Here is a 26,411-nt window from a genome sequence, read left to right as displayed (position 1 = left end):
TGGCGCGGGTTTCCTGATCTTGGTCAGTTCACCCGTGTAAGACGTTGTGGGCCGTCCGGAGTAACCGACGTCAGGACAGCGGAGGACATGCCGAAAAAAGACGGAGCAATCGAGATCGAGGGTCGGGTCATCGAGCCCCTGCCGAACGCCATGTTCCGGGTGGAGCTCGCGAACGGCCACAAGGTGCTCGCTCACATCAGCGGCAAGATGCGCCAGCACTACATCCGCATCCTGCCGGAGGACCGGGTCGTCGTCGAACTCTCGCCGTACGACCTGACCCGCGGGCGCATCGTCTACCGCTACAAGTAAGCCTGACGGCGGCCGGGAGACCCGTGTCCGTCTTCGACGTCCGGATCGCGCACCGCCGCGGCTCCGGGCCAGATGGGAAGTAAGGCAACCGTGAAGGTCAAGCCGAGCGTCAAGAGGATCTGCAACAAGTGCCGGGTGATCCGCCGGCACGGCCGGGTCATGGTCATCTGCACCGACCCGCGCCACAAGCAGCGCCAGGGCTGACGCCCCACACATCACCAGCTCGTCCCAGCCGCGGTCGGGTGCGCAGCGCGTACCCCCTCGTGGTTGACCCCCGGTCGGAGGCCGGGGCCCGCTCGGGCAGCGACCGATCCCGGTCGCCGGCGTTCTTGACGCCGGAAGGACAGGGACGGCCGGTAGCGGGGTGGGACGGGTCCACACCTCCGCCACAACATCACGAGGAGTACGCCCGCACATGGCACGTCTAGTCGGCGTGGATCTCCCCCGCGAGAAGCGGATGGAGATCGCGCTCACCTACATCTTCGGGGTCGGTCGCACCCGCGCCCTGGAGACGCTCGCCGCGACCGGCATCTCGCCGGACAAGCGCGTTCGGGACCTCACGGACGAGGAGCTCGTCGAGCTCCGGAACCACATCGAGGGCAACTACAAGGTTGAAGGCGACCTGCGCCGCGAGGTCGCCGCTGACATCCGCCGCAAGGTCGAGATCGGCTGCTACGCCGGTATCCGGCACCGCCGCGGTCTGCCCGTGCGTGGCCAGCGCACCAAGACCAACGCGCGGACCCGGAAGGGCCCGAAGCGGACCGTGGCCGGCAAGAAGAAGCCCGGCAAGAAGTAACTAGGAGCGCACAGACTTATGCCACCGAAGGCTCGTGCCGGAGCCGCCGTCAAGAAGGTCCGGCGCAAGGAACGCAAGAACGTCGCCCACGGGCAGGCGCACATCAAGAGCACCTTCAACAACACCATCGTGTCCATCACGGACCCGACCGGTGCGGTCATCTCCTGGGCCTCCTCCGGCCAGGTCGGCTTCAAGGGCTCCCGCAAGTCGACTCCGTTCGCCGCGCAGCTCGCCGCCGAGGCCGCCGCGCGCCGCGCGATGGAGCACGGCATGCGCAAGGTCGACGTGTTCGTCAAGGGCCCCGGCTCCGGCCGGGAGACCGCCATCCGTTCGCTGCAGGCAGTGGGCCTCGAGGTCGGGCAGATCTCCGACGTCACGCCGCAGCCGCACAACGGGTGCCGTCCGCCGAAGCGTCGCCGGGTCTGAGAGGTTAGAGAGAGATGGCTCGTTACACCGGTGCTGACTGCCGCCGTTGCCGGCGGGAGAAGATGAAGCTGTTCCTCAAGGGCAGCAAGTGCGATGGTCCGAAGTGCCCGTTCGAGTCCCGGCCGTTCCCGCCCGGGCAGCACGGCCGCGGCCGCACGAAGGAGACGGAGTACCTGCTCCAGCTCCGTGAGAAGCAGAAGGCCCGTCGTGTCTACGGCGTGCTGGAGAAGCAGTTCCGCGGCTACTACGAAGAGGCCGTGAGCAAGGAAGCCAAGACCGGTGAGGTCCTGCTGCAGATCCTCGAGTCGCGGCTGGACAACGTGGTCTACCGGGCCGGCTACGCCAAGTCCCGGGACATGGCCCGTCAGCTGGTCAAGCACGGCCACTTCACGGTGAACGGCAAGAAGGTCGACATCCCGTCGTACCGCGTCAAGGAGCACGACATCGTCGAGGTGCGTGCCAAGAGCAAGGAGCTCACCCCGTTCCTCGTGGCGCAGGGTGAGGCCGGCTCGCGGACCGTTCCGGCGTGGCTGGAGGCGATCCCGAGCCAGCTGAAGATCCTCGTGCACTCGCTCCCGGCCCGCCAGGTGATCGACACCCAGGTCCAGGAGCAGCTGATCGTCGAGCTCTACTCCAAGTAAGGGCTCGTTGCGGTGGCCCGTCCTCCGGGGCGGGCCACCGGAACAGTTGTGTCGTGGGCGTCAAATAGCGGGCGCCCCGGAAGAGAAGAGAAAAGATGCTCATCAGCCAGCGACCGTCTCTCTCCGAAGAGTCGATCAACGAGACCCGCTCCCGGTTCACCATCGAGCCGCTGGAGCCCGGCTTCGGCTACACGCTGGGCAACTCGCTGCGGCGTACGCTGCTGTCCTCGATCCCGGGTGCGGCGGTCACCTCGATCAAGATCGACGGTGTGCTGCACGAGTTCACCACGATCCCCGGTGTCAAGGAGGACGTGGTCGAGCTCGTCATGAACATCAAGGAGCTGTGCGTCAGCTCCGAGCACGACGAGCCGGTCAGCATGTACCTGCGCAAGCAGGGCCCGGGCGACGTGACCGCCGGTGACATCCAGCCCCCGGCCGGTGTCTCGGTGCACAACCCGGACCTGAAGCTCGCCACCCTCAACGGCAAGGGCCGGCTCGACATGGAGCTGACCGTCGAGCGGGGTCGCGGCTACGTCACGGCGGCGCAGAACAAGCAGGCGGGCGCCGAGATCGGCCGGATCCCGGTCGACTCGATCTACTCGCCGGTGCTCAAGGTGACGTACCGGGTCGAGGCGACCCGTGTCGAGCAGCGGACCGACTTCGACCGGCTCATCATCGACGTCGAGACCAAGCCGTCGATGGGCCCGCGTACCGCGCTCGCCTCGGCCGGCTCGACGCTGGTGGAGCTGTTCGGGCTGGCCCGGGAGCTGGACGAGACCGCCGAGGGCATCGACATCGGGCCGTCCCCGCAGGACGCCCAGCTGGCGGCGGACCTGGCCCTGCCGATCGAGGAGCTGGACCTCACCGTCCGCTCCTACAACTGCCTCAAGCGCGAGGGCATCAACTCCGTTGGTGAGCTCATCGGGCGTACCGAGGCCGACCTCCTCGACATCCGCAACTTCGGTCAGAAGTCGATCGACGAGGTCAAGATGAAGCTCGCCGGGATGGGCCTGGGGCTGAAGGACTCGGCTCCGAACTTCGACCCGGCGCACGTCGTGGACGCCTTCGGCGAGGCGGACTACGACACCGACGACTACCGCGAGACCGAGCAGCTCTAGTCCGCGCTGCCGCCATACCTGAGGAGCACCAAGCATGCCCACGCCCACCAAGGGCCCCCGCCTCGGCGGCAGCCCCGCGCACGAGCGGCTGATGCTGGCCAACCTGGCCACCGCGCTGTTCCAGCACGGCAAGATCCAGACCACCGAGACGAAGGCCCGGCGGCTGCGTCCGCTGGCCGAGCAGCTCATCACCAAGGCCAAGCGCGGCGACCTCGCCTCGCGCCGCCGGGTGCTGGGCGTCGTCAAGGACAAGGACGTGGTCTACGCCCTGTTCGACCAGATCGCGCCCCGGTACGCCAACCGCAACGGTGGCTACACCCGGATCGTGAAGACCGGTCCGCGCAAGGGTGACGCCGCTCCGATGGCGATCATCGAGCTGGTGGAGGAGCTTCAGGTCGCCGAGCCGAAGGCGAACAAGAAGACCGCCGCCCGCAAGGCCGCGCAGCAGGACAAGGTCGAGGCCCTGGCCCCGGCCGAGGAGACCCCGCGCTCCAGCGCCGGTGACCAGGACGCCGAGGCGCCGGTCTCCGCGTCGGGTGACACCGCCGCCGCCCGTGAGGACAGCGACGAGGCCACCGAGAACGACAAGGCCTGACATCAGGCTCGACCGGGCCCGGCATCCCCTCGGGGGTGCCGGGCCCGTCGCCGTCGACAGGAGGTACGAGGTGGACGAGCGGACCCGGCTGCGGCTGGACGTCTCGTACGACGGCACCGACTTCTCCGGCTGGGCGCCCCAGCCGACCCGGCGCACCGTGGCCGGCGTACTCATGCAGACGCTGGACCTGGTGCTCGGCGCGGGCACGGCGACCGGCCTGACGGTGGCCGGGCGTACCGACGCCGGGGTGCACGCCACCGGCCAGGTCTGCCACCTCGACCTGCCGACTCCCGTGTGGCGGGAGCACGAGGGCCGGCTGCTGCGCCGGCTGGCCCGGCTCCTGCCGCCTGATGCCCGGGTACGCGCGATGACCGAGGTGCCCGCCGACTTCGACGCCCGGTTCTCGGCCACGTTCCGGCGTTACGAATACCGGGTCACCGACGCCCCGTGGGGTGCCGAGCCGCTGCGCCGCCGGGACACCCTGGCCTGGCCCAAGCCGCTGGACCTGGCGGCCCTGAACGCCGCCGCCGCAGGGCTGGTGGGCGAGCACGACTTCGCCGCGTACTGCCGGCGCAAGGAGAACGCCACCACGCTGCGCGAGGTGACCCGGCTGGACTGGCGGCGCGACCCGGACGGGATCCTTGTCGCCACCGTGCAGGCCGACGCGTTCTGCCAGAACATGGTGCGCAGCCTGGTCGGGGCGATGCTGGTGGCCGGCGACGGGCGGCGGCCGGTCCAGTGGCCGGCCGGCCTGCTGACCCGGCGTGAGCGCTCCAGCGAGGTGACAGTTGCGCCGGCGCACGGCCTCGCCCTGGTCGCTGTGGGCTACCCGGCCGACCCGGCCGAGTACGCCCGCCGGGCCGAGGCGACCCGCCGGTTGCGGGTGCCGGTGGCCGAGGGCTGAGCCCGGCTCAGTCCGTGCCCCGCTGACCGGCGCTGTCCCCGGCCGATTCGGCGTCGGGCTGCCCGGCCGTTCCGGCCGCTGCGCGACGGTCCAGCACACCCCGGTTGAGGTGCAGCTCGACCATGTCGTACATGATCTCGCGGGCGGTCGCGTCGTCGCTCGGGATGCGTTCCCCGTCGGCGCGGGTGACCAGGCAGAAGGCGACGTAGTGTCCGCGTACCTGCCAGGCGACCCGGGCCGCGGCCTTCTCCACCGCCTCGGTGTCGTCGCCGGCCGCCATGCCACGGAACCGTCCCTGGCGCGCGTCGAGCAGCGGCCGGATGCGGTCGCGTACGCGCTGGGCGGTGGCCACGTCGGTGAGGTTGAACAGACCGGCGGTGATCAGGTGGTCGCCGTCGGGGGAGCGGAGCGTGCCCCGCACGACCTGGTTGCAGCCGAGCCGGACCAGCAGGTCGGCGATCTCGCCGGTGGCCGCTACCTGGCACTTCGTGCTGGCCTGGGTCTTCAGCACCCGGTACGCGGGCTTCCCGTCGGTGACCACCAGATCCTTTGCCGGGAAGACCTCCTTGGCGGTGAGTGACGCCTGGTCGGTGTCCCGGGAGTCCAGGTCGGTGCCGCCGGACGGGGTGCTGGACTCGGTCGGCTGCGGGGTCGGCTGGCCGGCCGGGGGTGTGGCGGTGCGTTCGTCGAGCAGGGCCGCGACGGCGAGCCCGGTGAGCGAGAGCAGCAGCAGGACGGCGGCGCCGCCGACGAGTGTCTGCCAGAACCGGCCGCCGCGGCGTTCGGCGCGCCGGGTCCGGGGCAGCTCGGAGACGTCGGCGGCGCGCGTGGTGGGGCTGGCCGGGATCGGCACCGTGGGCCGGTTCACCGCCGCCGGTACGGGCGCGGGCATGGGCGGCGCGGGCTGCGGCACCGGGGACGGCTCCCGTGGTGGCGCGGGCCGTCCGGGGGTGGGTGCGGGGGCCGGTGGCGCGGGCATCGGGGCGCGGGCGTCGTCCGCCACCGCCTGCCCGCCGGGGTCGGCCTGCTCCGGCGCGCCGGCCGGCGGCAGCGCCGGTTGCGGGCGCGGCGGTGGGGGCAGTGACGGCGTGGGGAAGCGGGAGCGTGACGGACCCGCGGGCGGCGGCGTCGTGGCTGCGGGCCCGTTCGGGGCCGACCCGGGCTTCGGGTACTCCAGGAAGGCGTCCTCATCGGACTCGTACCGGTACACCATGTGGCATAGAGTAGGGCTGATTGTCCCTTTCAGGGGTAATATCGGGAAATTCTGGCGGAGTGGCGTCCGGCTCCGCCCGTGACACCGTCGCCGGAACCGCCCCGGCCCGGTGCGAGAATGCCTGCGTGACCGGCGACCACTACTTCACCGCTGAACCCTCGACCCCGGCCCGCCCGCGCGAGGTCGAGTTCACCGTCGCCGGGCGCGACTACACACTCGGCTCGGCCGGTGGCGTCTTCTCCGCCGACCGGCTCGACCCGGGCACCGCCGTGCTGCTGCGCAAGGCCGACCTGCCGGCCGCCGACGTCACCGGCGCGCTGCTCGACATCGGCTGCGGCTTCGGCCCGATCACCTGCGTCCTCGCCACTGTCGCGCCGAAGGCCACCGTCTGGGCCGTGGACGTCAACGAGCGCGCCCGCGCCCTCACCACCGACAACGCGGCGAGGGTCGGCGCCGCCGACCGGGTACGCGCCGTCGCGCCCGACGAACTGCCGGACGACGTCACCTTCGCCCAGATCTGGTCCAACCCGCCGATCCACATCGGCAAACCGGAACTGCACGGCCTGCTGCTGCGCTGGCTGCCCCGGCTCGCCCCGGACGGCGTGGCCTGGCTGGTCGTCGCCCGGCACCTCGGCGGCGACTCGCTGCACCGCTGGCTGGTCGAGCAGGGCTGGTCCGTCGAGCGGCACGCCAGCCAGAAGGGCTACCGGGTGCTGCGGGTCACCCGGTAATCCGGTGTCGTCCACCGACCCGGCTCGGGCAGGATGCCCGCGTGGGATACGTGGACGTGGCAGGAGTGAGGCACATCCTCCCGGACGGGCGTGAGCTGTTCAGCGACGTGTCGTTCCGGGTCGGCGAGGGTGCCAAGGTGGCGCTGGTCGGCCCGAACGGCGCCGGCAAGACCACGCTGCTGCGGATGGTCGCCGGTGACCTGCCGGTGAAGACCGGCGCGATCGCCCGCTCCGGTGGGCTGGGCGTGATGCGGCAGTTCATCGGCATGATCGGCGACGAGTCCACGCTCGCCGACCTCGCCCTGTCGCTGGCGCCGCCGGCGCTGCGCGACGCCGGGCGGCGGCTCGCCGAGACCGAGGCGGCCATGCGGGCGGCCGAGGTCCGCGGCAAGTACAGCTCCGCCGCCGCCAAGACCCAGCTCGCGTACGCCGAGGCGCTGGCCGCCTGGGGCGAGACCGGCGGGTACGACGCGGAGGTTCTCTTCGACACGGTCGCCACCATCGTGCTCGACCTGCCGTGGGACAGCGCCCGGGAACGGCCGGTCCGCACGCTCTCCGGCGGCCAGCAGAAACGCTTCGCGCTGGAACTGCTGCTGCGCGGCCCCGACGAGGTGCTGCTGCTCGACGAGCCGGACAACTTCCTCGACGTACCGGGCAAACGCTGGCTGGAGGCGCGCCTGCGCGAGTCGGGCAAGTCCGTGCTCTACGTCTCGCACGACCGGGAACTGCTGGCGCAGACCGCCGACCGCGTCGTCGCGGTGGAGGGCGGCAGCGCCTGGGTGCACCCGGGCGGCTTCGCGAGCTGGCACTCCGCGCGGGTAGCCCGGCACGCCCGCCTCGACGAGCTGCGCAAACGCTGGGACGAGGAACACCAGAAGCTGCGCGAGCTGATGCTGATGTACAAGCAGAAGGCCGCCTACAACGACGGGATGGCGTCCCGCTACCAGGCCGCGCAGACCCGGTTGCGTAAGTTCGAGGAGGCCGGGCCGCCGCCCGTACCCCCGAAGGACCAGGACATCCGGATGCGCCTGACCGGCGGGCGGACCGGCAAGCGCGCGGTGATCGCCGAGCAGTTGGAGCTGGACGGCCTGACGTACCCGTTCGACCTGGAACTCTGGTACGGCGACCGGGTCGCGGTGCTCGGCGCGAACGGCACCGGCAAGTCGCACTTCCTGCGCCTGCTGGCCCGCGGCGGCACCGACCCGGAACCGGGCAACACCCCCGTCGACGGCGCCGGCGCGCTCGCACCTGTCGCGCACGGCGGCGTGGTCCGGCTCGGCGCGCGGGTCCGGCCCGGGCACTTCTCGCAGACCCACGACCGGCCGGAGCTGATGGCGAAGACGCTCGTCGAGGTGCTGTGGCGCGGCGACGACCACCGCGCCGGCATGGACCGGCACGCGGCGATGGCGGCGCTGTCCCGGTACGAGCTCGCCGGTCAGGGCGACCAGCGGTTCGGCACGCTCTCCGGTGGGCAGCAGGCCCGCTTTCTGGTGCTGCTGCTGGAGCTGTCCGGGGCGACGCTGCTGCTGCTCGACGAGCCCACCGACAACCTCGACCTGGCCTCGGCCGAGGCGCTGGAGGCCGGGCTGACCGCGTTCGAGGGGACTGTGGTCGCTGTGACACACGACAGGTGGTTCACCCGTACCTTCGACCGGTTCGTGCTGTTCCGGGGCGACGGCGACGTGGTGGAGACGCCGGAGCCGGTCTGGGACGTGGGGTGATGATCGACCAGGAGCTGGCCGACCGGCTGTGCGCGGTGGACGGTGTGGTCGCGGTGGCGCTCGGCGGCAGCCGCGCCCGCGGCGACCACCGGCCCGACTCCGACTGGGACCTGGGCCTCTACTACCGGGGTACGCCGGACCTAGCCGGGCTGCGCGCGGTGGCCGCCTCGATCGCCGACGGGCCGGTGGACCTCACCGCACCGGGCGGCTGGGGACCGTGGGTCGACGGGGGCGGCTGGCTGCGTGTCGGCGGCGTCGCGGTGGACTGGATCTACCGCGACCTGGACCGGGTGCACCGGGTGTGGGCGGACTGCCGGGCCGGCCGCTACACGGTCGAGGCGCAGGCCGGGCACCCGCTCGGCTTCTACTCGCACGCATACGCCGGGGAGGTGGCGCTCGGGCGGGTGCTCGGCGACCCGACCGGTGAGCTGACCGCGCTGCGGGCCGAGACCGTCGACTACCCGCCCGCGCTCGGCGACGCGCTGGTCGCCGTCGGCTGGGAGACCGGTCTGCTGCTCGACGGCGCGGCGAAGGGCGCGGCAGGGGGCGACGCCGGCTACGTGGCGGGCTGCCTGTTCCGAGTGGTCGGCGTGCTGGTCCACGCGCTGCACGGCCGCGCCGGACGGTGGCTCGTCAACGAGAAGGGCATGATCGCCTCCGCCGGGCGCCTGCCCGGTGCGCCGCCGGACTTCGCCGAGCGGACGCAGGCGCTGCTGGGCGCGGTGGGGCGTACCCCGTCCGAACTGGCGGCGACGATCGCCGTCGCCCGGACGCTGGCCGCCGAGGTGTTGCCGCTGCCCGGATGACACCCGGGCAGCGGGCATAGGGTGGATCTCGTGAGTGAGATGACCTATCGCCGGCTGGGCGACTCCGGGCTCGTGGTGTCAGTGGTCGGTGTCGGCTGCAACAACTTCGGCCGCAAACTCGACCTCGACGGCACCCGGGCGGTGGTGGACGCCGCGCTCGACGCCGGGATCAACTTCTTCGACACCGCCGACATCTACGGCGAGCCGCAGGGCGCCTCCGAGGAACTGCTCGGCCAGGCGCTCAAGGGCCGCCGCGACGACGTGGTGGTGGCCACCAAGTTCGGCATGGACATGAACGGCGCGAACGGGCCGGACCACGGTGCCCGGGGCGCCCGCCGCTACATCGCCCGCGCGGTCGAGGCGTCGCTGCGCCGGCTCGGCACCGACCACATCGACCTGTACCAGATGCACGAGCCCGACCCGGGCACCCCGATCGACGAGACGCTCGCCGCGCTGGACGACCTGGTTACCGCCGGCAAGGTGCGCTACCTCGGCAACTCCAACTTCGCCGGCTGGCAGATCGCCGACGCCGACTGGACCGCATCGTCGCAGGGGCGTACCCGGTTCATCTCCGCGCAGAACCACTACTCGCTGGTGGAGCGCGGGGTGGAGGACGAGGTGATCCCCGCCTGCGAGCGGTTCGGCCTCGGCATGCTGCCGTTCTTCCCGCTCGCCAACGGGCTGCTCACCGGCAAGTACAAGCGCGGCGAGGCGCCCCCGGCGGGCAGCCGCCTGGCCGGTGGCGGCCGGTACGCCGAACGGCTGGCCGCCGCGCGCTGGGACGTCATCGAGGCGATCGAGGCGTACGCGGCCGAGCGCGGCGTCACCATGCTCCAGGTGGCCATCGGTGGCCTGGCCGCCCGTCCCGCAGTGACCTCCGTGATCGCCGGCGCCACGACTCCCGCCCAGGTGAGGTCGAACGCCGAGGCCGGGACGTGGCAGCCGTCCGACGAGGACCTGGACGCCCTCGACGCCATCCTCTGACTGTCCGCGCGGTGCAGGCGAGCCCGTCCGCGCGTCAGGCGTGCACTCGTGCGTCCGCCCCTCCCGCGCGTCGGCGTGGCTCGTGCGTCGGGCCTGCGTCTGCCTGGGCTTGCCCGCACGCGGAGGCACCCATGGCGTTCCACCCATCGTCAGCGCTGCCTCTGAGTGGAACGCCATGGGTGTCAAGAGGGCCTTGAGACACCCATGGCGTTCCACTCGTCGCCAGATTCCGCCGCGAGTGGAACGCCATGGGTGTCTGCGGGTGGTCTTCTGACGCCCGTGGTGTCTCGGGCGACCCTGGCGGGTGGCGGGTGGCGGGTGGCGGGCCCGGCTGGGTGGGCGGCGGGCGGCACGGCGGGCCGGGCGGCACGGCGGGTGGCGGGTGGCGTGCGGGCGCGGATCAGTGGTTTGCTGCGGTGGCGCGGCGTTCTGCCAGGGCCTGGCGCACCAGGGCGACTGTGGCGTCGGGGCGGCGTAGCACGTCGTCGGCGGTGAACCGCAGCACCACCCACCCGGCCGCGCGGAGCGCGTTCAGGCGTGCCACGTCCCGCCGGAAGTGCGCCCGCTCGCGGTGGTGGTCGCCGTCGTACTCGACCGCGAGGCGGAGCGCCGGCCAGGCCAGGTCCACCCGGGCCACGAAACGCCCGCCGGCGCGTACCTCGTGCTGAGCGGTGAGCGGGCCGAGGCCGGCGTCGAGCAGGAGCAGTCGCATCCGTGTCTCCATCGGGGACTCGCTCAGCGGCTCGGCCAGCGCCAGCACCTCCCGCAGTAGCGACAGACCTGGCCACCCTGCTCGGGCCGCTGCGAAGTCGCGCAGGCCCGGTAGCCGCACCAGCCGGCGGTGAAGTAGCGCGTCGACGGCGACGAGCGCCTCGACGCGGGTGCCGTGGCGGCCCAGGTCGAACGCGGTGCGCAGCGGGGTGGTGACCGGCAGCCCGCCGACGAGGGTGCGGTCCCGCGCCGCCAGCGGTGACCGGACCACGCGCAACCGCGGATGGGGGCGCAGCCGAGCAGCAGTCGGCAGCACCACGGTCACCGGCGCGTCGCGGGTGAGCACGTCCACGCCGAACAACCAGGCGGCGCTGCGCCCGGCAAGCACGGCATCCGGCGGCAGGCGCAACGACACCGCCTCGCACCACATCCCGTGGTCCCCGGCGCGGTATCCGTCCCGGTGCACGTACACGTCCGGCAGCAGGCGGATCCACGCCGGCCCGCGCAGCATCGTCCAGGTGAGCAGCCCATCGGAGACGGCACTGCTGCCCCGGAACGGCAGGACCGCCAGGCGGCGCGGAACGCGGGCGGGAACGGACATTCGGGCAGCGTGTCGTGATGGGACGGTCACCCGCTGTCCCGGTCCGCCATGTGAACGGTTCCTGGGAAAAACCTCACCCGGGCTTCCGTACGGGCGGGAGGCGTCGTACGGTAGGCCGCAAGTGACCCACGGGAGCCCGGTGCGGACCGGGCTGAGAGGGGGGCTGGGAGCCCCCGACCGTCGAACCTGATCCGGGTAATGCCGGCGCAGGGAGGAGCGTTGCCGTGCTGTCCCTGGGACGACTGCATCTCATCACCGACACCCGGCCGGGGCGTGACCCGCTCGCCGTACTGCGTGCCGCCCTGCCCGTCGCGGGCGTCGACCTCGTCGTGCAGGTGCGCGTGGAGGACGACGCCACCGACCGGGAGGCGTACGAGCTGGCGTGCCGGGTGGCCGAGGCGTGCCGGCCGTACGGAGCACAGTGCCTGGTCAATGACCGGCTGCACGTGGCGCTCGCGGTGGACGCCGCCGGGGGCCACGTCGGCGCGGACGACCTGCCGGTCGCCGCCGCCCGCCGGGTACTCGGCCCGGACGCCGTGCTCGGCGCGACCGCCCGCGAGCCGGCCGGCGCCCGCGCGGCGGTGGATGCGGGCGCGAGCTACCTGGGCGTGGGCCCGTGCCACGCCACCACCACCAAGCCCGGCCTGCCGGATCCGATCGGCCCTGACGGGGTGCGGGCTGTCGCCGAGGCGGTGACCGTGCCGGTGATCGCGATCGGCGGGGTGACCGCCGCGAGCGTGCCGGCGTTGCGGGCGGCCGGGGCGTACGGGGTGGCGGTGGTCGGCGCGCTCAGCCTGGCCGCCGATCCCGCGCACGCCACCGCTGAGCTGCTGCGGGCCCTGACGTGTTAAAAGGGGGCCCTTCCTCTACCGGAGGCGTTAATAGGGGGCCCTTCCTTACCGACGTGGCGGTGGTGGGGGGCGGGCCGATCGGGTGGGCGATCGCGTGGCGGTGCGCGCAGCGCGGACTGCGCGTGGTGGTGCACGACGACCGGCCCGGGTCGGGCGCCTCGTCGGTGGCCGCCGGGATGCTGTCGCCGGTCGCCGAGGCGTACTTCGGTGAGCACGAGCTGACCGCCCTGCTCGTCGAGTCCGCCGCGCGCTGGCCCGGCTTCGCGGCCGAGCTGACCGGGGCGAGCGGCGTCGACCTCGGCTACCGCGCCGAGGGCACGCTCGTCGTCGGGCTCACCGCCGACGACCTGGCCGAGGCGGGGCGGCTGTGGTCGTACCAGCAGGGGTTGGGACTGCCGATCACGCCGTTGCGTCCCTCGGAGCTGCGCGACCGCGAACCGGCGTTGGCGCCGCGCGTGCGCGGCGGCGCTGTCGCGCCCGGCGACCACCAGGTCGACCCGCGGCGGCTGGTCGCCGCGTTGCGCACCGCTGCGGAACGCGCCGGCGTGGAGCTGCACCCGGCCCGCGTCGGCGCGCTGTCCGAGGTGGACGCGAGGTTCACTGTGGTCGCGGCCGGATGCGGCGCGGCGACGCTGACCGGCCTGCCGGTCCGCCCGGTCAAGGGCCAGGTGCTGCGGCTGCGCGCGCCGGGTGGCGGTCCGCCGGGCTTCCGGCACGTGATCCGGGGGTACGCGGACAGCGAGCCGGTCTACCTGGTGCCGCGGGACAGCGGTGAGGTAGTGGTCGGGGCGACTGTGGAGGAGCGCGCGGACACCGCTGTCACCGCCGGTGGCGTGCTGACACTGCTGCGCGCCGCCGCCGAGCTGGTGCCGGAACTCGTCGAGTACGAGCTGGTGGAAGCAGTCGCCGGGCTGCGCCCCGGTACGCCCGACAACGCGCCGATCATCGGGCCGCTGCCCGGGCGGCAGGGCGTGCTCGCGGCGACCGGGCACCACCGGCACGGCATCGTGCTCACCCCGGTCACCGCCGACCTGGTCACCGAGCTGATCGTCACCGGCGAGCCGGATCCCGCGCTCGCCCCCTTCACCCCGGACCGCTTCGGGAAGGAACGCACGTGGAACTGATCGTCAACGGCACCGGCCGGACGCTGCCCGAGGGCGTCACCGTCGCCGAGGTGGTCCGCACCGTCACCGACCGGGAGCGCGGGCTCGCGGTGGCGGTGAACGGCGAGGTGGTGCCGCGCGGCGGCTGGTCGGCGAGCGTCCTGCGCGACGGCGACCGGGTCGAGGTGCTCAGCGCCACCCAGGGCGGGTGAACGGCATGTCCACGCTGGAGATCGGCGGGGTCACGTTCGGCTCCCGGCTCATCCTCGGCACCGGTGGCGCGGCCAACCTGCACGTGCTGGAACAGGCGATCCGGGCCTCCGGCACCGAGCTGGTGACGCTGGCGCTGCGCCGGGTGGACACCACGCCCGGCGGGTCGGGCGGCCTGCTCGACCTGGTGGAGCGGTGCGGCGTACGGCTGCTGCCGAACACGGCCGGCTGCCGCACCGCGGTGGAGGCGGTGAAGACGGCGCACCTGGCCCGGGAGGCGTTCGACACGGACTGGGTGAAGCTGGAGGTGATCGGCGACGAGCGCACGCTCCTGCCCGACGGGGTGGAGCTGCTGCGCGCCGCCGAGGAACTGGTGGCCGACGGGTTCACCGTGCTGCCGTACACCTCGGACGATCCGGTGCTGGCCCGGCGGCTGGCCGACGTGGGCTGCGCGGCGGTGATGCCGGCCGGGTCGCCGATCGGTTCCGGGCTGGGCATCGGCAACCCGCACCACATCCGGCTGATCCGGTCGGCGGTGAACGTGCCGGTGGTGCTGGATGCGGGCATCGGCACCGCCTCGGATGCGGCGCTGGCGATGGAGCTGGGCTGCGACGCGGTGCTGCTGGCGAGCGCTGTGACCCGGGCCGCCGACCCGGTGGCGATGGCCACGGCGATGCGGTACGCGGTCGAGGCCGGCCGCCTGGCGTACGGCGCGGGCCGCATCACCCGCCGCTTCCACGCCTTGCCGTCCACCCCGGACGAGGGACGGCCCGACCTGTGACCGCCGTACGCGTTGCGGATCCTGGTACGGAGGCGCCCCAGCAGGGGCGGACGCGTACCGAGATCCAGGGCCGCCCGAGTGGGCTCGTGCTGCTCACCGATCGGCGCGTCGCTCGGGGGGCGCTCGTCGACGTCGTGGCGGGTGCTGTGGGTGGGGGAGTGCGCTGGGTGGTGCTGCGGGAGAAGGATCTGCCGCGCGCCGAGCGCCTCGCGCTCGCCGCCGACCTGCGCGCGATCCTCGCCGAGGCAGGCGGCACGCTGATCGTCGCCGGACCCGATCCGCTCGACGGGGACGCGGTGCACCTGCCCGCCGCCGGCCCGTACCCGCCGCCCGCCGTCGGACTCGTCGGCCGCTCCTGCCACGACACCGCCGAACTGGCCCGGCTCACCACCGAGCACTACGCCACGCTGTCCCCGGTCTACGAGACAAGAACAAAGCCCGGCTACGGCCCGCCGTTGGGACCGGCCGGACTCGCCGCGCTGGTGAAAGCCAGCCCGGTCCCGGTGCTCGCACTGGGCGGCATCGAAACCCCGGCCCAGGTCCACGCATGCGTCGAGGCAGGCGCAACAGGAGTGGCAGTCCTGGGAGCAATCATGCGCGCCCAGAACCCCACCGAAACCGCCACCACGCTGGGCAGCGCCTTCCAGGAGGCGGCCACCAGTGTGGCGCGCACCCACCCCGCGCGATCCGACGAAGGCCCGCACGAGAAGGGCTGCGGCCGACCGTGACCACGCAGGGATCAAGCCTGACCGCCCGGAGTGGGCACGGTCGGCCGCAGCCCTCAACCGCAACCACCGGTGGAGGAAAGCAGTGACGCCGAAAACAGTTCTCAGCATCGCCGGCTCCGACTCCGGAGCAGGGGCGGGCATCCAGGCCGACCTCAAGACGTTCGCCGCGCTCGGGGCGTACGGCACGAGCGTGCTCACCGCAGTCACCGCGCAGAGCACCAGGGGTGTCGACGCCGTCCTGCCGCTGCCCCCGCAGACGGTGCGCGACCAGATGGACAGTGTGCTCGGCGACTTCGACGTGCGCGCTGTGAAGACCGGGATGCTCGGCACCCCGGCGGTCGCCGACGCGGTGGCCGAGGCGGCCCGGGCCGGGCGGCTGCCACACCTGGTCGTCGACCCGGTACTGGTCGCCACGAGCGGGCACCGGCTCGGCGTGGTGGAGGCGGTCGAGCGGCTGCTGCCGTACGCGGAGGTGGCGACACCGAACTGCGCGGAGGCCGCGGCCCTCACCGGAGGCCCGGTGGGCACGGTCGAGGAGATGGTGGCGGCGGCCGAGGCGCTGGCGGCGCGCGGACCGGCGTTCGTGGTGGTGACCGGCGGCGACGTGGACGCCGATGGCGAGTCGGTGGACGTGCTCGCCGGCGGCGGAACTACGCGCCTGCTGCGCGCGCCCCGGGTGGACACCCGGCACAACCACGGCACCGGCTGTTCGTTCTCGGCCGCCGTCGCGGTCCGGCTCGCCGCGGGCGACGCGGTGCCGGTCGCGGTGGCCGCCGCCAAGGAGTACGTCACCCGCGCGCTGACCGGCGCGCGGACCTGGGAGCTGGGCGCGGGACGCGGCCCGCTGGACCACTTCGGCTGGTCCGCATGAGCGACAGGGAGGCTGTCATGCAGGCACGTCGCAAGGTGTACGTGGAAGGGTCACGCCCGGACATCCGGGTGCCGTTCGCCGAGGTGACGCTGACCGGGGACAACCCTCCGGTACGGCTCTACGACACCTCCGGTCCCGGCTCCGACCCCGACGTGGGGCTGCCCGCGCTGCGCGGACCGTGGATCGCCGAGCGCGGTGACGTCGCACCGGTACGCGGGGCCGGCACGCCGCTGGCGGGTGTGGACGGGAAGCGACCGACGCAGCTCGCATACGCCCGCGCCGGGATCGTCACACCGGAGATGGAGTTCGTGGCGGTCCGGGAGTCGGTGGCGCCGGAGTTCGTCCGGGACGAGATCGCGGCCGGACGGGCGGTGCTGCCGCTGAACGTGAACCACCCCGAGTGCGAGCCGGCCGTCATCGGCAAGGCGTTCCTGGTGAAGGTCAACGCGAACATCGGCACCTCGGCCGTCACCTCGTCGGTGGCCGAGGAGGTGGAGAAGCTGACCTGGGCCACCCGGTGGGGCGCGGACACCGTGATGGACCTGTCCACCGGCAAACGCATCCACGAGACCCGTGAGGCGATCGTGCGGAACGCGCCGGTGCCGATCGGCACGGTGCCGATCTACCAGGCGCTGGAGAAGGTCGGCGGCGACCCGGTGAAGCTGAGCTGGGAGGTGTTCCGCGAGACGGTGATCGAGCAGGCGGAGCAGGGCGTCGACTACATGACCGTGCACGCCGGGGTGCTGCTGCCGTACGTGCCGCTGGCGGTGGACCGGGTGACAGGCATCGTGTCCCGGGGCGGCTCGATCATGGCGGCCTGGTGCCTGGCGCACCACGAGGAGAACTTCCTCTACACGAACTTCCGGGAGCTGTGTTCGCTGCTCGCGAAGTACGACGTCACGTTCTCCCTCGGCGACGGGCTGCGCCCCGGTTCCATCGCGGACGCCAACGACGAGGCGCAGTTCGCCGAGCTGCGCACGCTCGGTGAGCTGACGAAGATCGCCTGGGAGTACGACGTTCAGGTGATGATCGAGGGCCCCGGGCACGTGCCGATGCACAAGATCAAGGAGAACGTGGACCTCCAGCAGGAGTGGTGCCACGAGGCGCCGTTCTACACGCTCGGGCCGCTGACCACCGACGTCGCGCCCGCGTACGACCACATCACCTCCGCGATCGGCGCGGCGATGATCGGCATGTTCGGCACCGCGATGCTCTGCTACGTCACGCCGAAGGAGCACCTCGGACTGCCCGACCGCGACGACGTGAAGGCGGGCGTGATCGCGTACAAGATCGCCGCGCACGCGGCCGACCTGGCCAAGGGGCACCCCGGCGCGCAGGCGTGGGACGACGCGCTCTCCAAGGCCCGGTTCGAGTTCCGGTGGTCCGACCAGTTCAACCTGGCGCTCGACCCGGAGACCGCGCGGGCGTACCACGACGCGACGCTGCCCGCCGAGCCCGCCAAGACCGCGCACTTCTGCTCGATGTGCGGGCCGAAGTTCTGCTCCATGAAGATCACCCAGGAGCTGAAGGACTACGCGGCGCGGGGCATGCGCGGCAAGTCGGAGGAGTTCGTCGCCTCCGGATCGCGGGTCTACCTGCCGCTGGCGTGAGCGAATCCGGGGCGGGCCGTTTCGATCCGGTCCGCCCCGGCCGTCGTTCAGTCGCGGTGGTGCCGTCCGGTCCGCAGCGAGCGGGCGTCGTCGGCGTTGTCGTCCGAGGCGAGACCGGCCACCCAGTCCACGTACTCGTCGTCGGCAGCGGTGGTCGGCTCGGCCGTACGCTCGGCCGGCTCCGGCTCATCCTTGGCCCGGTTGCGCCGGAACAGGCCGCGCCGGGGCTTCGGCTTCCCACCGGACGCGTCGGCGTCGTCCGGTCCGGCGTGCCGCCCGCGCCGGGAGTCCGCTTCCGTCTCCGCGGCGGTGGCCTCCCGTAGCGCGGCGGTGGTGTCCGGCAGCGCGGCACCCGCCTCGCCCGGTACGGCGGTCGCCGCCTCGGGCCGGGCGACAGGCTTCCCCGCCTCGGGCCGGGCGAGCGGCCCCGCCGGGCGGGCGTTCGTGGCGAGCGCGTCCCATCCGGTGCTCGCGCCCGGCTCGGGCAGACCTCGGTGCCGGGGACGCGTCGCCGGCTCGGCCGGGGCGGTCGCCTCCGCGCCGTCCCGGGCCGGTGCGTCAGGGTCGGTGGTCGCGCGGTGCGGGCGGCCCGCCGGGGTGATCGGCCAGGCCGGGCGCACCTCGCCGGGCGCCCCGGTCACGTCCTCGAACATCGGGAACCGGGGCCGGGGCGACGGGGCCGGCGCCGGGTCGTCGAAGAAGAAGTCGCGTCCGGTACGCCCGGCCGGTGCGACCTCGTTCGAGTCGATGCCCGTGTCGTCCCGGTGCGGGTTCGTGGCCGGAGGGATCGCGGCGGCGTTCGTGGCGTCCGGGGCGGGTCGGGTCCGCCCGCCGGTCGCCGTCGTCGCGGCCTCGGCGCCGGTGCTTGCCGGCTCGGCGTCGGCTCGCCCGCTCGGCGTCGTCGGCGCGGCGTCGGGGGCGGCCGGGCCGGTGGCGCGCGGGGCCTTCGGCGTGCGGGTACGCCGCGGGCGGGTGGTACGGCCCGTCGCGCCGGTGTCTCCAGCGGCTTCGGCCGGGGGCGCGGCGAGGGTGTCGCTGTCCGCGTCGGCCGTGACCGGTCCGGCGAGGGCGCCGCTGTCCGTACGCGGGCCGGGAACGTGGCTGTCGGCGGTGCCGCCGGTGGCCTGTGACGTGCCCGCGCCGGCGCTCGGGGAGGTGTCGTCCTCCGGGCGGGGTGCTGTGCCGTCGGCGGGTGACACCGGCCCGTCGGTCGTCGCGCTGGATCGGCCGGCACGGGTACGGCGCGGCCGGGTCACCCGTGGCGTGGTTGCCGCCGCTTCCGGCTCCGGTGTGTCATGGACCGTGCCGGCTGCCGAGCCGGCGACGGCCGGGTCGAGAGTGGTCGCACGATCCGCGGTGGCCGCCTCGCCGGTGTTGCCCGCGTGGGCCGTGCCCGTGCCTGGACCCCCGACCGTGCCCGCGCCCGTGCCCGGGTCGGGGCGGCCCGCGGCGAGGACGTCGATGGCCGAGGTCCGGCGGCCCGGGGGCAGCAGACCCGGCATGGGCTGGCCGTGGCTCGTGTCGGCGACGGCCGAGCGCTCACCCACCGGCCGTTCCGCAACGGCCGGCTGATCGACGGCGGGCAGATCCGCGAGGGCCGGCCGGCCGGCGGCGGGCAGATCGGTACCGGCCGGAATCGTCGCCGTGGCCGAGCCGCCGGGCTCCGGCCAGTTCCAGTGCGCGGGCGCGGCGGCGCCGCTCGTCACCGGCGGCTCGGGCGGGGCGGCCGGGACGCCCGGAGTGGACGAGTGCGGCAGCGGCGCGAGGATGTCGGTGGCCTCGACCGCGTCGGGGTCACCGGTGGCGGTGACCGGGCGGGGCAGCACTGTGGTGGCGGTCGAGCCGAGCGCGCCGGCGATCACGGCGATCAGCGCGCCGTAGTAGGGCGCGACCTGGTAGCGGTCGGTGGCCGAGCCGGGACCGGCGGTCAGGTAGGCGAACGCGACGAGCACCGGACCGGCCGCCCCGGCCGCGCCGCCGACAAGCGGCGGCCATTCGGCCCGGCGCGCGAGTACGCCGACCGCCCCGCCGGCCAGCAGGGCGAGCACCGGCAGCAGCAGCATGGACAGGCGTTGGGCCGCCTCCGGATCGAGCCAGGAGGGTTCGAGGACGCCGAGCCGTACCGTGGCCAGCGGGCGGTTGGCGACGATCGTGGGCGCGACGGAGAGCAGCGCCAGCAGCCAGACGATGCCGGCGGTGACCGCTACGCCCCAGCCGAACGGCGGCTTGAGCAGGACGGCGATCGCCGCGCCCGCTCCGACCATCGCGCCGAGGGCGGCGCAGATGCCGGCGGCCCAGACCGGGTCGACGGATCCGCCCAGCTCGGCCGCGCGGGCCGGTTGCATGCACAGCGGGGCGACCACCATCGCGCCCAGCGCGCTGACGCCGGCGATGGAGAGCAGTTCGGTGGTGCCGCCGGGACTGTCGTCACGGCGGGCGAAGCGCTCGGTGAGGACGGCTCCGGCGACCGTGGCGACAGCGGCGAACCAACCCACCCAGACGAGCTGGGCGGGCCACCGGTTGACCGAGACGTCCACGAACGCGCCGTCGAGGCGTACGACTCCGAAGCCGTACGCGATCCCCAACTGGCCGGCCCCGGCCAGTACGCTCACCCCGAGCGCCGTGAGCAGCAGCCTGCCCCACGTCCGAAAGGCCATGTCGGGCACGTTACGGCCCGGTGCCCCCGATCGCCACCTTGCCGCCGCGCGGCGCGGCGAACCTGCCGGTGTGGCTACTTCAGCTCGACCAGGCGCGCGAGGTAGGTGGTGTCGCCGACGTTGGTGAGCATGTGCACCGCGCCCGGGTCGCGGTAGACCACGCCGCCGGTCGGCTCGTCGGCGTCGATGGTGGTGCCGTCGATCGTCTGCACCACGTTCTTGGCGCCCTGGATGGCCACCACCAGGTACGGGTGGTCGTGGCGGTGCAGCGGCTGGCGCTCACCCGGCTCGAGCCGGATGTGCCAGACGCGTACGCGGTCGTTCTCGTACACGATCTCCTGGCCCACCGGGCCGAGTTCGAGGTCGGCGGAGAGTTCGGTCATCGCGGTCCGTCCAGTCGGGGGAGCACCTCGGCGGCGATGAGCTCCACGTGGTCGAGGTCGTCGAAGTCGATCAGGCGCAGGTGCACCCGGGTGGCCCCGATCGCGGCGAACTCGCCGATCCGGTCGACCAGCTGGGCGGGGGAGCCGACCACCGGATCCTCCGGCGGCAGCGCGCTCGTGACGTGCAGCGGCGCGGCCCGGCGCTGCGCCTCGGCGTCGGTGCGCCCGATCGCCACCACGATGCCGGCGGAGAGCGTCAGCGGCGCGCGGCCGGAGGCGTCCCGCCCGGCGCGGTCGCACGCCTCGCGTACCCGCTCGTACGCGGCGGCGGTCTCGGCCACGCTCTTGAACGGCATGTTGAACTCGTCGGCGTAGCGGGCGGCCAGCTCGGGGGTGCGCTTCGGTCCCCGGCCGCCGACGATCACCGGCGGGCCGGGCTGCTGCACCGGCTTGGGCAGCGCGGGCGCGTCGACCAGCCGGTAGTGCTCACCGGTGAAGCTGTACGTCTCGTCGGACGGGGTGCGCCACAGCCCGGTGACGATCTCCAGCTGCTCGGCGAGCCGGTCGAAGCGCTCGCTCACCGGCGGGAACGGGATGCCGTACGCGGTGTGCTCGCGCTCGTACCATCCGGCGCCGATGCCCAGCTCGACCCGGCCGCCGCTCATCCGGTCGACCTGGGCGACCATGACGGCGAGCGGCCCGGGGAGCCGGAACGTGGCGGACGTGACGAGCGTGCCGAGCCGGATCCGGGAGGTCTCCCGGGCGAGCGCGGCGAGCGTCAGCCAGGCGTCGGTGGGGCCGGGCAGCGCCGGCTCGTCCCCCATGGCCCGGTAGTGGTCGGCCCGGAAGAAGCCCTCGAAGCCGGTCTCCTCGACGAGCCGGGCGAACCGGAGCTGGTCGTCGTAGTCCGCACCGCGGTGGGGTTCGGTGAACACCGAGACCCGCATGGTCACCGTCCTCCCACGGGTACGCCGGAGGCGTCTCGCTCCATCAGCAGTTCGTGCAGCTCGGCGCTGATCCGCGCGACGTCTTCCAGGTGTTCGTGGCGGCCCAGCGTGCGTGGCCGGGGGACGTTCACCTCGACCACCTCGCGGATGCGGCCGGGGCGCGGGCTGAGCACGACGACCCGGTCGGCGAGCAGCACCGCCTCGTCGATCGAGTGGGTGACGAAGACGATCGTCGCCTTCGTCTCCATGTGCACCCGCTGGAGTTCGCCGGAGAGCTCCTCGCGGGTGAGCGCGTCGAGCGCGGAGAACGGCTCGTCCATGAGCATCACCCGGGGTGAGCCGATCAGCGACCGGCACAGCGACACGCGCTGCTGCATGCCGCCGGACAGCTCGTGCGGGAGGCGCTTCTCGAAGCCGCCCAGACCCGCCATCTCCAGCAACTGGCGGGCCCGGTCGCGGTGCTCGGCGCGGCGCCAGCCGAAGATCTCCACCGGCAGCAGCACGTTGTCCAGCACCGAGCGCCAGGGCAGCAGCGCGGGCCGCTGGAACAGCATCGCGACGTCGCGGCGGGGCTTCGTGATCGGCGTACCGCCCACGGTGATCTCACCGCCGGTGACCGGGAGCAGGCCGGCGATCATGCGCAGCAGCGTGGACTTGCCGCAGCCGGACCGGCCGAGGACGGCGACGAACTCGCCTTCGGCGACGTCGAGGTCGATGCCGCGCAACGCCTCCACCCGCCCCGAACGGCCGTCGAAGGTGCGGGACACCCCGGACAGTCGGATCATCTTCCGCCGGCTCCCTTCCACGTCGTCCGAATGCGAGCCGGGCTAGCGTAGCGGACCGTGCTTATAGCACCGTCCGGGGTGGACGTCAGTCCGCTTTCCGTCACGCAACTTCGTTTCCGTTCCGCAACCGGGACGGCGGCGGCAGGTCATCTGGCTTCTCGTACGCTGTTGCGCGCGAAGAGTCCCCTCACGACGGTCCAGTCGGCCGAACCCACGTGCCGACCCCGTCGGACCCACGACCCGACCGGCGAAGAAGTCCTGGTCGGAAAGGACATGGTGCACTGATGAGAAGGCTGACCCGTACGGTCGCCGCCGCGGCTCTGGCCACCGCCCTCGCCCTGGTGGGCGGCTGCAGCAGCGACTCGGACAAGTCCGAGAGCGGCGGCGGCAACGGCGCGGCGCTGGAGAAGGTGACGTACCTCACCTCATTCGGCAACTTCGGGCGTGACTCCTACGCCTGGGTGGCGAAGGACAAGGGCTTCTTCAAGGAGGCCGGTTTCGACGTCGACATCAAGCCCGGTCAGGGCACCGGCTCCGTGATCCAGACCATCACCGGCGGCCAGGCCGACTTCGGCCCGATCGACCTGACCGGTGGCATCCTCCAGCTCGGCAACGGCCAGGCGAAGGACTTCGTGGCGGTGGCCGCGATCCAGCAGCGCACCATGGCCGCGATCGTCACGGTCGAGGGCAAGAACATCGCCACCCCCAAGGACCTCGAGGGCAAGAAGCTCGCCGACACCCCGACGTCCGTCGTGCGCAACCTCTTCCCCACGTACGCACGGCTCGCCGGCATCGACGGCAGCAAGGTGACCTGGGTCAACGGTGAGGCGCAGGGCCTGATCGGCATGCTCGGCTCGGGCTCGGTGGACGGCATCGGCCAGTTCGTCGTCGGCCAGCCGACGGTGGAGACGGTGACCAAGAAGAAGCCGGTCGTCCTGCCGTACAGCAACGTGATGCAGGACCTCTACGGCAACGCGCTGATCACCTCGTCGAAGATCGCCAAGGAGAAGCCGGAGATGGTGAAGAAGTTCACCGCCGCGCTGCTCAAGGGCCTGGAGTACTCGCTGGCCAACCCGGACGAGGCGGGCGAGATCCTGAAGAAGAACGTGCCGGCCGCCGTCCCGGCTGCGGCGTCCGCCGAGCTTCAGCTGATGGCCGCGTACGTGCGGTCGAGCAACTCCGGTACCGCGATCGGCACGCTGGACAGTGGCCGGGTGGCCAAGAGCATCGCGCTGCTGCAGGGCGCCGGTGCGCTGAAGCAGAACCTCACCCCGGACCAGATCATCGACTTCAACCTCGCGCCGAAGGCCTGACCGGCCCGCTCGGGCCAACGGGGGTGCGACCCGCCGGACACCCCGGTGGGGCGCACCCCCTTCGCGTGCCGGTCACACCGACCGGCGCAGAGAGGAGGACACGTTGACACAGTCGACCGAGGCCCGGCCGGAGGCGCCGCCGCGCCCGGCGGTCCGGCGCGGGATCGCCGTACGCCCGGCGGCGGTCGGGCTGCCGGCGCTCGGCCTGGTGATCGCGGTGGCGGCCTGGTGGCTGGTCACCTCGGGCCTGGACCTGGTGCACCCGGCCGCGCTGCCCCCGCCGCAGGCGGTGGGGAGGTCCCTCGCCGGCACCACCGAGGTGCTGCTGCCCGCGCTGGGCATCACCACCTGGATGACGGTGTTCGGCTTCCTGCTCTCGTCGGTTGCCGGGGTGCTGATCGGGATGGCACTGGCCGCCTCCAGCCGGGTGGAACGGATGTTCGCGCCGCTGCTGGTGGCGGTGAACGCGGTCCCGAAGATCGCGTTCGGGCCGCTGCTCGTGGTGGCCGTGGGCTGGGGGCAGAAGCCGATCCTGACCATGGTGTTCCTGCTCTGCTTCTTCCCGATCGTGCTCTCCACCGCGACCGGGCTGACCACCACCCCGGCGGATCTGGCGGAGATGGGCCGGTCACTCAACGCCTCGTGGTGGCAGTCGTTCCGCAAGGTGCGCTTCCCGGCGGCGCTGCCGCAGATCTTCGTCGGTCTCAAGGTGGCGATGCCGCTCGCCGCGATCGGCGCGGTGATCGGGGAGTTCTACTCGGACCGCCCGGGCCTGGGTTACCAGATCCTCCAGTACAACGGCGTCGGAGACACCGCTACCGCGTGGGCGGCGATCGTGCTGGTGGCGCTGATGAGCATCGCGCTCTACGCCGCCCTCAGCCTGGTCGAGCGCCTGGCCCTGCCCTGGGTGCGGGCCACCACCTCAGCCCGCTGACACCCCGAGACGAAAACCCGACGTCGACCGAGCACCCAGAAGGAAAGCTCAACCCACGGGTGCCGGCCGACCACGACAGGTGTCGCCCCCGGCGCAACCGGCGGAGGGATCAAGCCTGACCGCCCGGAGCCGGTTGTGCCGGGGGCGACACCCCCAACAGTGACTAACCAGCGAGCCGCCAACGACCACCACGAGCCACGAGCGTCGTCAACGCCTGCGGCATCAGCCCGGAGTGGTTGTCCGGCGTCATCCGGATCGGCCCGGACAGCCCGTCGAGCTGCGACGTCTCCAGCACGTCGCGCAGCGCGTCCCGGTCGACCTTGCCCGGCTCGCCGCCGGCCTGCAGCTCGGCGTCGGCGATCAGCTGGACCGCGTCGGCCGCGAACGAGGAGAAGCCGTTGTACCCGCCGAAGCGGGCGGTGTAGTCCTGGAACCACTGCCGCCGAGCGGCCTTGGCCGGAGTGGTCGCGATCACGTCGTCGATCACCATGGTCTGGGTGAAGATCAGCGTGGCCTCGTCGGTGGAGCGGGCCGAGGGGCCCAGGAAGAGGTCACCGGCGGCCGTGGCGTCGAAGAACAGCGACCCGCGGAACTTGCTCTGCCGGGCCGTGGTGGCGGCGAGCATCGCCTGCTCCGGCGTGGTCCACAGGACCAGTGCCTGCGGCTTGCGGGCGATCAGCTCGTTGATCTGCGTGCCGACCTCGGTGTCGGTGACCCGCACCGACTCGTTGGCGACCAGCTTCACGGAGGTCTTGCTCAGCTCGCGGCGCAGGGCGGCGAGCCCTTCCTGGCCGTATCCCTCGGCGCTGTGCAGCAGCGCCACCTTGCGGATCTCGCGCCGCTCCAGTTCCGCGGCGAGCGCGGCGGCGCTGTCGGTGGCGTTCGGGGCGAGCTTGAAGACATAGCGACGCTCGGCCACCGGCTCGGTGATCTCGCTGGACGACCCCAGTGCGATCGTCGGAATGCGCTTCTCGCCGATCGTTCGGGCCGCGCCGACGGCGCATTCGTTGCAGCCGCCCATGATGACCGCGCTCACGCGCGAGTCACTGCTGAAATCATTGATGTTCCGCAAGGATTCCGCGGCATCCGAGCGGTTGTCCTTGACCCGCAGATCGATCTTCCGGCCGCCCAGTGCGCCGGAGGCGTTCAACTGCTCGACCTTCAGTTGCAGAGCCCGTTGGTAGACCTTGCCGACCGGCGCCGACGCGCCGGAGAGTTCCAGGTCGGCGGCGATCACGATCGGGCTGGTGTCCTGCGGTTCCCCGCCGATCCCGCAGCCGGTGAGCGTGGTGGCCAGCACGGCCGATGCGAGCGCCGCGATGCTCGCGGAGCGGATGGGGCTCAACTCAGTCCTCCAGGTGCGGCGCGGGCCGACGCCCGATCACCGCCGCTCGTCCGTCCTCAGTGGAGGAACGGGATTGGTTTGCCGTACGGTGTGCGCGAAGCCTGCAAAACCTTGCCAATGCCGGGGCCTGTGGTCAAGCCGGGCTGACGAGTGCTGTTTCGGGACAGCCATCCCACATGCTGGGGACACGGAACATTAACTGACAATTACTGCACAGATGCGCGTGACCACTCTGGAGTGACATCCCCTGTTCAGGGGGTTGGAGAAAAGAAGGTATTAGGTGATCGGATCCCGGGATGCGTCGGCCGCGACCGTTTCCTGCCTCACTGCGGCTTCC

At 72.7% G+C, this 26,411-nt stretch carries 28 protein-coding genes and 1 riboswitch; of the genes, 21 read left to right on the top strand and 7 right to left on the bottom strand.

Annotated elements, in window-relative coordinates:
- Nucleotides 1-87: 87 nt before the first annotated feature.
- From infA to truA, 8 genes are all read left to right on the top strand, one after another.
- Complete coding sequence (infA, locus tag NMK34_RS27005) at nucleotides 88-309, top strand: translation initiation factor IF-1 (protein ID WP_007073013.1); 222 nt, start codon at nucleotides 88-90, stop codon at nucleotides 307-309.
- A gap of 90 nt (nucleotides 310-399) precedes the next feature.
- Nucleotides 400-513, top strand: coding sequence for a 50S ribosomal protein L36 (rpmJ, locus tag NMK34_RS27000; protein WP_012184307.1), 114 nt, complete (start codon nucleotides 400-402; stop codon nucleotides 511-513).
- 211 nt (nucleotides 514-724) lie between these two features.
- The gene (gene rpsM / locus NMK34_RS26995) at nucleotides 725-1,105 is read left to right on the top strand and encodes a 30S ribosomal protein S13 (RefSeq protein WP_013288614.1); all 381 of its coding nucleotides are present in this window, start codon (nucleotides 725-727) and stop codon (nucleotides 1,103-1,105) included.
- Between the two features lie 18 nt (nucleotides 1,106-1,123).
- On the top strand, nucleotides 1,124-1,531 hold the full coding sequence (rpsK, locus tag NMK34_RS26990; protein ID WP_013288613.1) for a 30S ribosomal protein S11: 408 nt from the start codon (nucleotides 1,124-1,126) through the stop codon (nucleotides 1,529-1,531).
- A 14-nt stretch (nucleotides 1,532-1,545) separates the two neighbouring features.
- Nucleotides 1,546-2,172, top strand: coding sequence for a 30S ribosomal protein S4 (gene rpsD / locus NMK34_RS26985; protein ID WP_018784565.1), 627 nt, complete (start codon nucleotides 1,546-1,548; stop codon nucleotides 2,170-2,172).
- Nucleotides 2,173-2,267: 95 nt separating this feature from the next.
- Nucleotides 2,268-3,290 (top strand): DNA-directed RNA polymerase subunit alpha, encoded by a 1,023-nt coding sequence (locus NMK34_RS26980; RefSeq protein ID WP_007073009.1) that lies wholly within the window; start codon nucleotides 2,268-2,270, stop codon nucleotides 3,288-3,290.
- A gap of 34 nt (nucleotides 3,291-3,324) precedes the next feature.
- The gene (gene rplQ, locus NMK34_RS26975) at nucleotides 3,325-3,885 is read left to right on the top strand and encodes a 50S ribosomal protein L17 (RefSeq protein WP_013288611.1); all 561 of its coding nucleotides are present in this window, start codon (nucleotides 3,325-3,327) and stop codon (nucleotides 3,883-3,885) included.
- Nucleotides 3,886-3,955: 70 nt separating this feature from the next.
- The gene (gene truA, locus NMK34_RS26970; RefSeq protein WP_269697664.1) at nucleotides 3,956-4,789 is read left to right on the top strand and encodes a tRNA pseudouridine(38-40) synthase TruA; all 834 of its coding nucleotides are present in this window, start codon (nucleotides 3,956-3,958) and stop codon (nucleotides 4,787-4,789) included.
- A 7-nt stretch (nucleotides 4,790-4,796) separates the two neighbouring features.
- On the opposite strand, the gene NMK34_RS26965 is transcribed toward truA, so the two are convergent.
- Complete coding sequence (locus NMK34_RS26965) at nucleotides 4,797-6,002, bottom strand: hypothetical protein (protein WP_318335718.1); 1,206 nt, start codon at nucleotides 6,000-6,002, stop codon at nucleotides 4,797-4,799.
- 125 nt (nucleotides 6,003-6,127) lie between these two features.
- On the opposite strand from NMK34_RS26965, the gene NMK34_RS26960 reads away from it, so the two are divergent.
- The 4 genes from NMK34_RS26960 to NMK34_RS26945 are packed head-to-tail and all read left to right on the top strand — an operon-like array spanning nucleotide 6,128 to nucleotide 10,244.
- Nucleotides 6,128-6,733, top strand: a complete 606-nt coding sequence (locus tag NMK34_RS26960) for a class I SAM-dependent methyltransferase (RefSeq protein WP_318335717.1) — start codon at nucleotides 6,128-6,130, stop codon at nucleotides 6,731-6,733.
- A 41-nt stretch (nucleotides 6,734-6,774) separates the two neighbouring features.
- Nucleotides 6,775-8,454, top strand: a complete 1,680-nt coding sequence (locus NMK34_RS26955; protein ID WP_318335716.1) for an ABC-F family ATP-binding cassette domain-containing protein — start codon at nucleotides 6,775-6,777, stop codon at nucleotides 8,452-8,454.
- Complete coding sequence (locus NMK34_RS26950) at nucleotides 8,454-9,260, top strand: nucleotidyltransferase domain-containing protein (RefSeq protein ID WP_318335715.1); 807 nt, start codon at nucleotides 8,454-8,456, stop codon at nucleotides 9,258-9,260. The genes NMK34_RS26955 and NMK34_RS26950 overlap by 1 nt, the downstream gene beginning before the upstream one ends.
- A 21-nt stretch (nucleotides 9,261-9,281) precedes the next feature.
- Entirely contained in the window at nucleotides 9,282-10,244 is a 963-nt protein-coding gene (locus NMK34_RS26945) for an aldo/keto reductase (RefSeq protein WP_318335714.1), read from the top strand.
- Between the two features lie 400 nt (nucleotides 10,245-10,644).
- Here the strand turns inward: NMK34_RS26945 and NMK34_RS26940 are convergent, their stop codons facing one another.
- Nucleotides 10,645-11,556 carry a DUF559 domain-containing protein gene (locus NMK34_RS26940; RefSeq protein WP_318335713.1) on the bottom strand — a complete coding sequence of 304 codons (912 nt, stop codon included), beginning with the start codon at nucleotides 11,554-11,556 and terminating at the stop codon, nucleotides 10,645-10,647.
- 118 nt (nucleotides 11,557-11,674) lie between these two features.
- Nucleotides 11,675-11,786: riboswitch (TPP riboswitch) on the top strand.
- Between NMK34_RS26940 and thiE the strand changes: the two genes are divergently transcribed.
- The 7 genes from thiE (at nucleotide 11,781) to thiC (ending at nucleotide 17,710) form a co-directional block, all read left to right on the top strand.
- Entirely contained in the window at nucleotides 11,781-12,407 is a 627-nt protein-coding gene (gene thiE / locus NMK34_RS26935; protein WP_318335712.1) for a thiamine phosphate synthase, read from the top strand. (Overlaps the previous riboswitch by 6 nt.)
- Nucleotides 12,401-13,531, top strand: coding sequence for a glycine oxidase ThiO (thiO, locus tag NMK34_RS26930; protein WP_318335711.1), 1,131 nt, complete (start codon nucleotides 12,401-12,403; stop codon nucleotides 13,529-13,531). The genes thiE and thiO overlap by 7 nt, the downstream gene beginning before the upstream one ends.
- A complete protein-coding gene (gene thiS / locus NMK34_RS26925) occupies nucleotides 13,522-13,722 on the top strand; it encodes a sulfur carrier protein ThiS (protein WP_013288601.1) in 201 nt (66 codons plus the stop codon). Before thiO ends, thiS begins: the two co-directional genes overlap by 10 nt.
- Before the next feature lie 5 nt (nucleotides 13,723-13,727).
- Entirely contained in the window at nucleotides 13,728-14,501 is a 774-nt protein-coding gene (locus tag NMK34_RS26920) for a thiazole synthase (protein ID WP_412098926.1), read from the top strand.
- 62 nt (nucleotides 14,502-14,563) lie between these two features.
- Nucleotides 14,564-15,229, top strand: a complete 666-nt coding sequence (locus tag NMK34_RS26915; protein ID WP_318336436.1) for a thiamine phosphate synthase — start codon at nucleotides 14,564-14,566, stop codon at nucleotides 15,227-15,229.
- Between the two features lie 82 nt (nucleotides 15,230-15,311).
- The gene (thiD, locus tag NMK34_RS26910) at nucleotides 15,312-16,100 is read left to right on the top strand and encodes a bifunctional hydroxymethylpyrimidine kinase/phosphomethylpyrimidine kinase (protein WP_091332138.1); all 789 of its coding nucleotides are present in this window, start codon (nucleotides 15,312-15,314) and stop codon (nucleotides 16,098-16,100) included.
- Between the two features lie 17 nt (nucleotides 16,101-16,117).
- Nucleotides 16,118-17,710: a phosphomethylpyrimidine synthase ThiC gene (thiC, locus tag NMK34_RS26905; RefSeq protein ID WP_318335709.1), complete on the top strand. Its 1,593-nt coding sequence runs from the start codon at nucleotides 16,118-16,120 to the stop codon at nucleotides 17,708-17,710.
- A 47-nt stretch (nucleotides 17,711-17,757) separates the two neighbouring features.
- Here thiC and NMK34_RS26900 read toward each other — a convergent pair whose 3' ends face one another.
- The 4 genes from NMK34_RS26900 to NMK34_RS26885 form a co-directional block, all read right to left on the bottom strand.
- On the bottom strand, nucleotides 17,758-20,367 hold the full coding sequence (locus NMK34_RS26900) for a hypothetical protein (RefSeq protein WP_318335708.1): 2,610 nt from the start codon (nucleotides 20,365-20,367) through the stop codon (nucleotides 17,758-17,760).
- A gap of 74 nt (nucleotides 20,368-20,441) precedes the next feature.
- On the bottom strand, nucleotides 20,442-20,750 hold the full coding sequence (locus NMK34_RS26895) for a cupin (RefSeq protein ID WP_013288595.1): 309 nt from the start codon (nucleotides 20,748-20,750) through the stop codon (nucleotides 20,442-20,444).
- Nucleotides 20,747-21,697, bottom strand: coding sequence for an LLM class F420-dependent oxidoreductase (locus tag NMK34_RS26890; RefSeq protein ID WP_013288594.1), 951 nt, complete (start codon nucleotides 21,695-21,697; stop codon nucleotides 20,747-20,749). Before NMK34_RS26890 ends, NMK34_RS26895 begins: the two co-directional genes overlap by 4 nt.
- A gap of 2 nt (nucleotides 21,698-21,699) precedes the next feature.
- Nucleotides 21,700-22,482 carry an ABC transporter ATP-binding protein gene (locus NMK34_RS26885; RefSeq protein WP_318335707.1) on the bottom strand — a complete coding sequence of 261 codons (783 nt, stop codon included), beginning with the start codon at nucleotides 22,480-22,482 and terminating at the stop codon, nucleotides 21,700-21,702.
- A 284-nt stretch (nucleotides 22,483-22,766) separates the two neighbouring features.
- On the opposite strand from NMK34_RS26885, the gene NMK34_RS26880 reads away from it, so the two are divergent.
- Nucleotides 22,767-23,795 (top strand): ABC transporter substrate-binding protein, encoded by a 1,029-nt coding sequence (locus NMK34_RS26880; protein WP_318335706.1) that lies wholly within the window; start codon nucleotides 22,767-22,769, stop codon nucleotides 23,793-23,795.
- Nucleotides 23,796-23,898: 103 nt separating this feature from the next.
- Nucleotides 23,899-24,729 carry an ABC transporter permease gene (locus NMK34_RS26875; protein ID WP_412098925.1) on the top strand — a complete coding sequence of 277 codons (831 nt, stop codon included), beginning with the start codon at nucleotides 23,899-23,901 and terminating at the stop codon, nucleotides 24,727-24,729.
- A gap of 163 nt (nucleotides 24,730-24,892) precedes the next feature.
- Here NMK34_RS26875 and NMK34_RS26870 read toward each other — a convergent pair whose 3' ends face one another.
- The gene (locus NMK34_RS26870) at nucleotides 24,893-26,074 is read right to left on the bottom strand and encodes an ABC transporter substrate-binding protein (protein ID WP_318335705.1); all 1,182 of its coding nucleotides are present in this window, start codon (nucleotides 26,072-26,074) and stop codon (nucleotides 24,893-24,895) included.
- Nucleotides 26,075-26,411: the final 337 nt, after the last annotated feature.

It is taken from the genome of Micromonospora sp. BRA006-A (assembly GCF_033433935.1).
GTDB lineage: Bacteria > Actinomycetota > Actinomycetes > Mycobacteriales > Micromonosporaceae > Micromonospora > Micromonospora aurantiaca.
The sequence above is the reverse complement of the archived record's forward strand: the minus strand, read 5'-3'. Positions and strand labels throughout refer to the sequence as shown.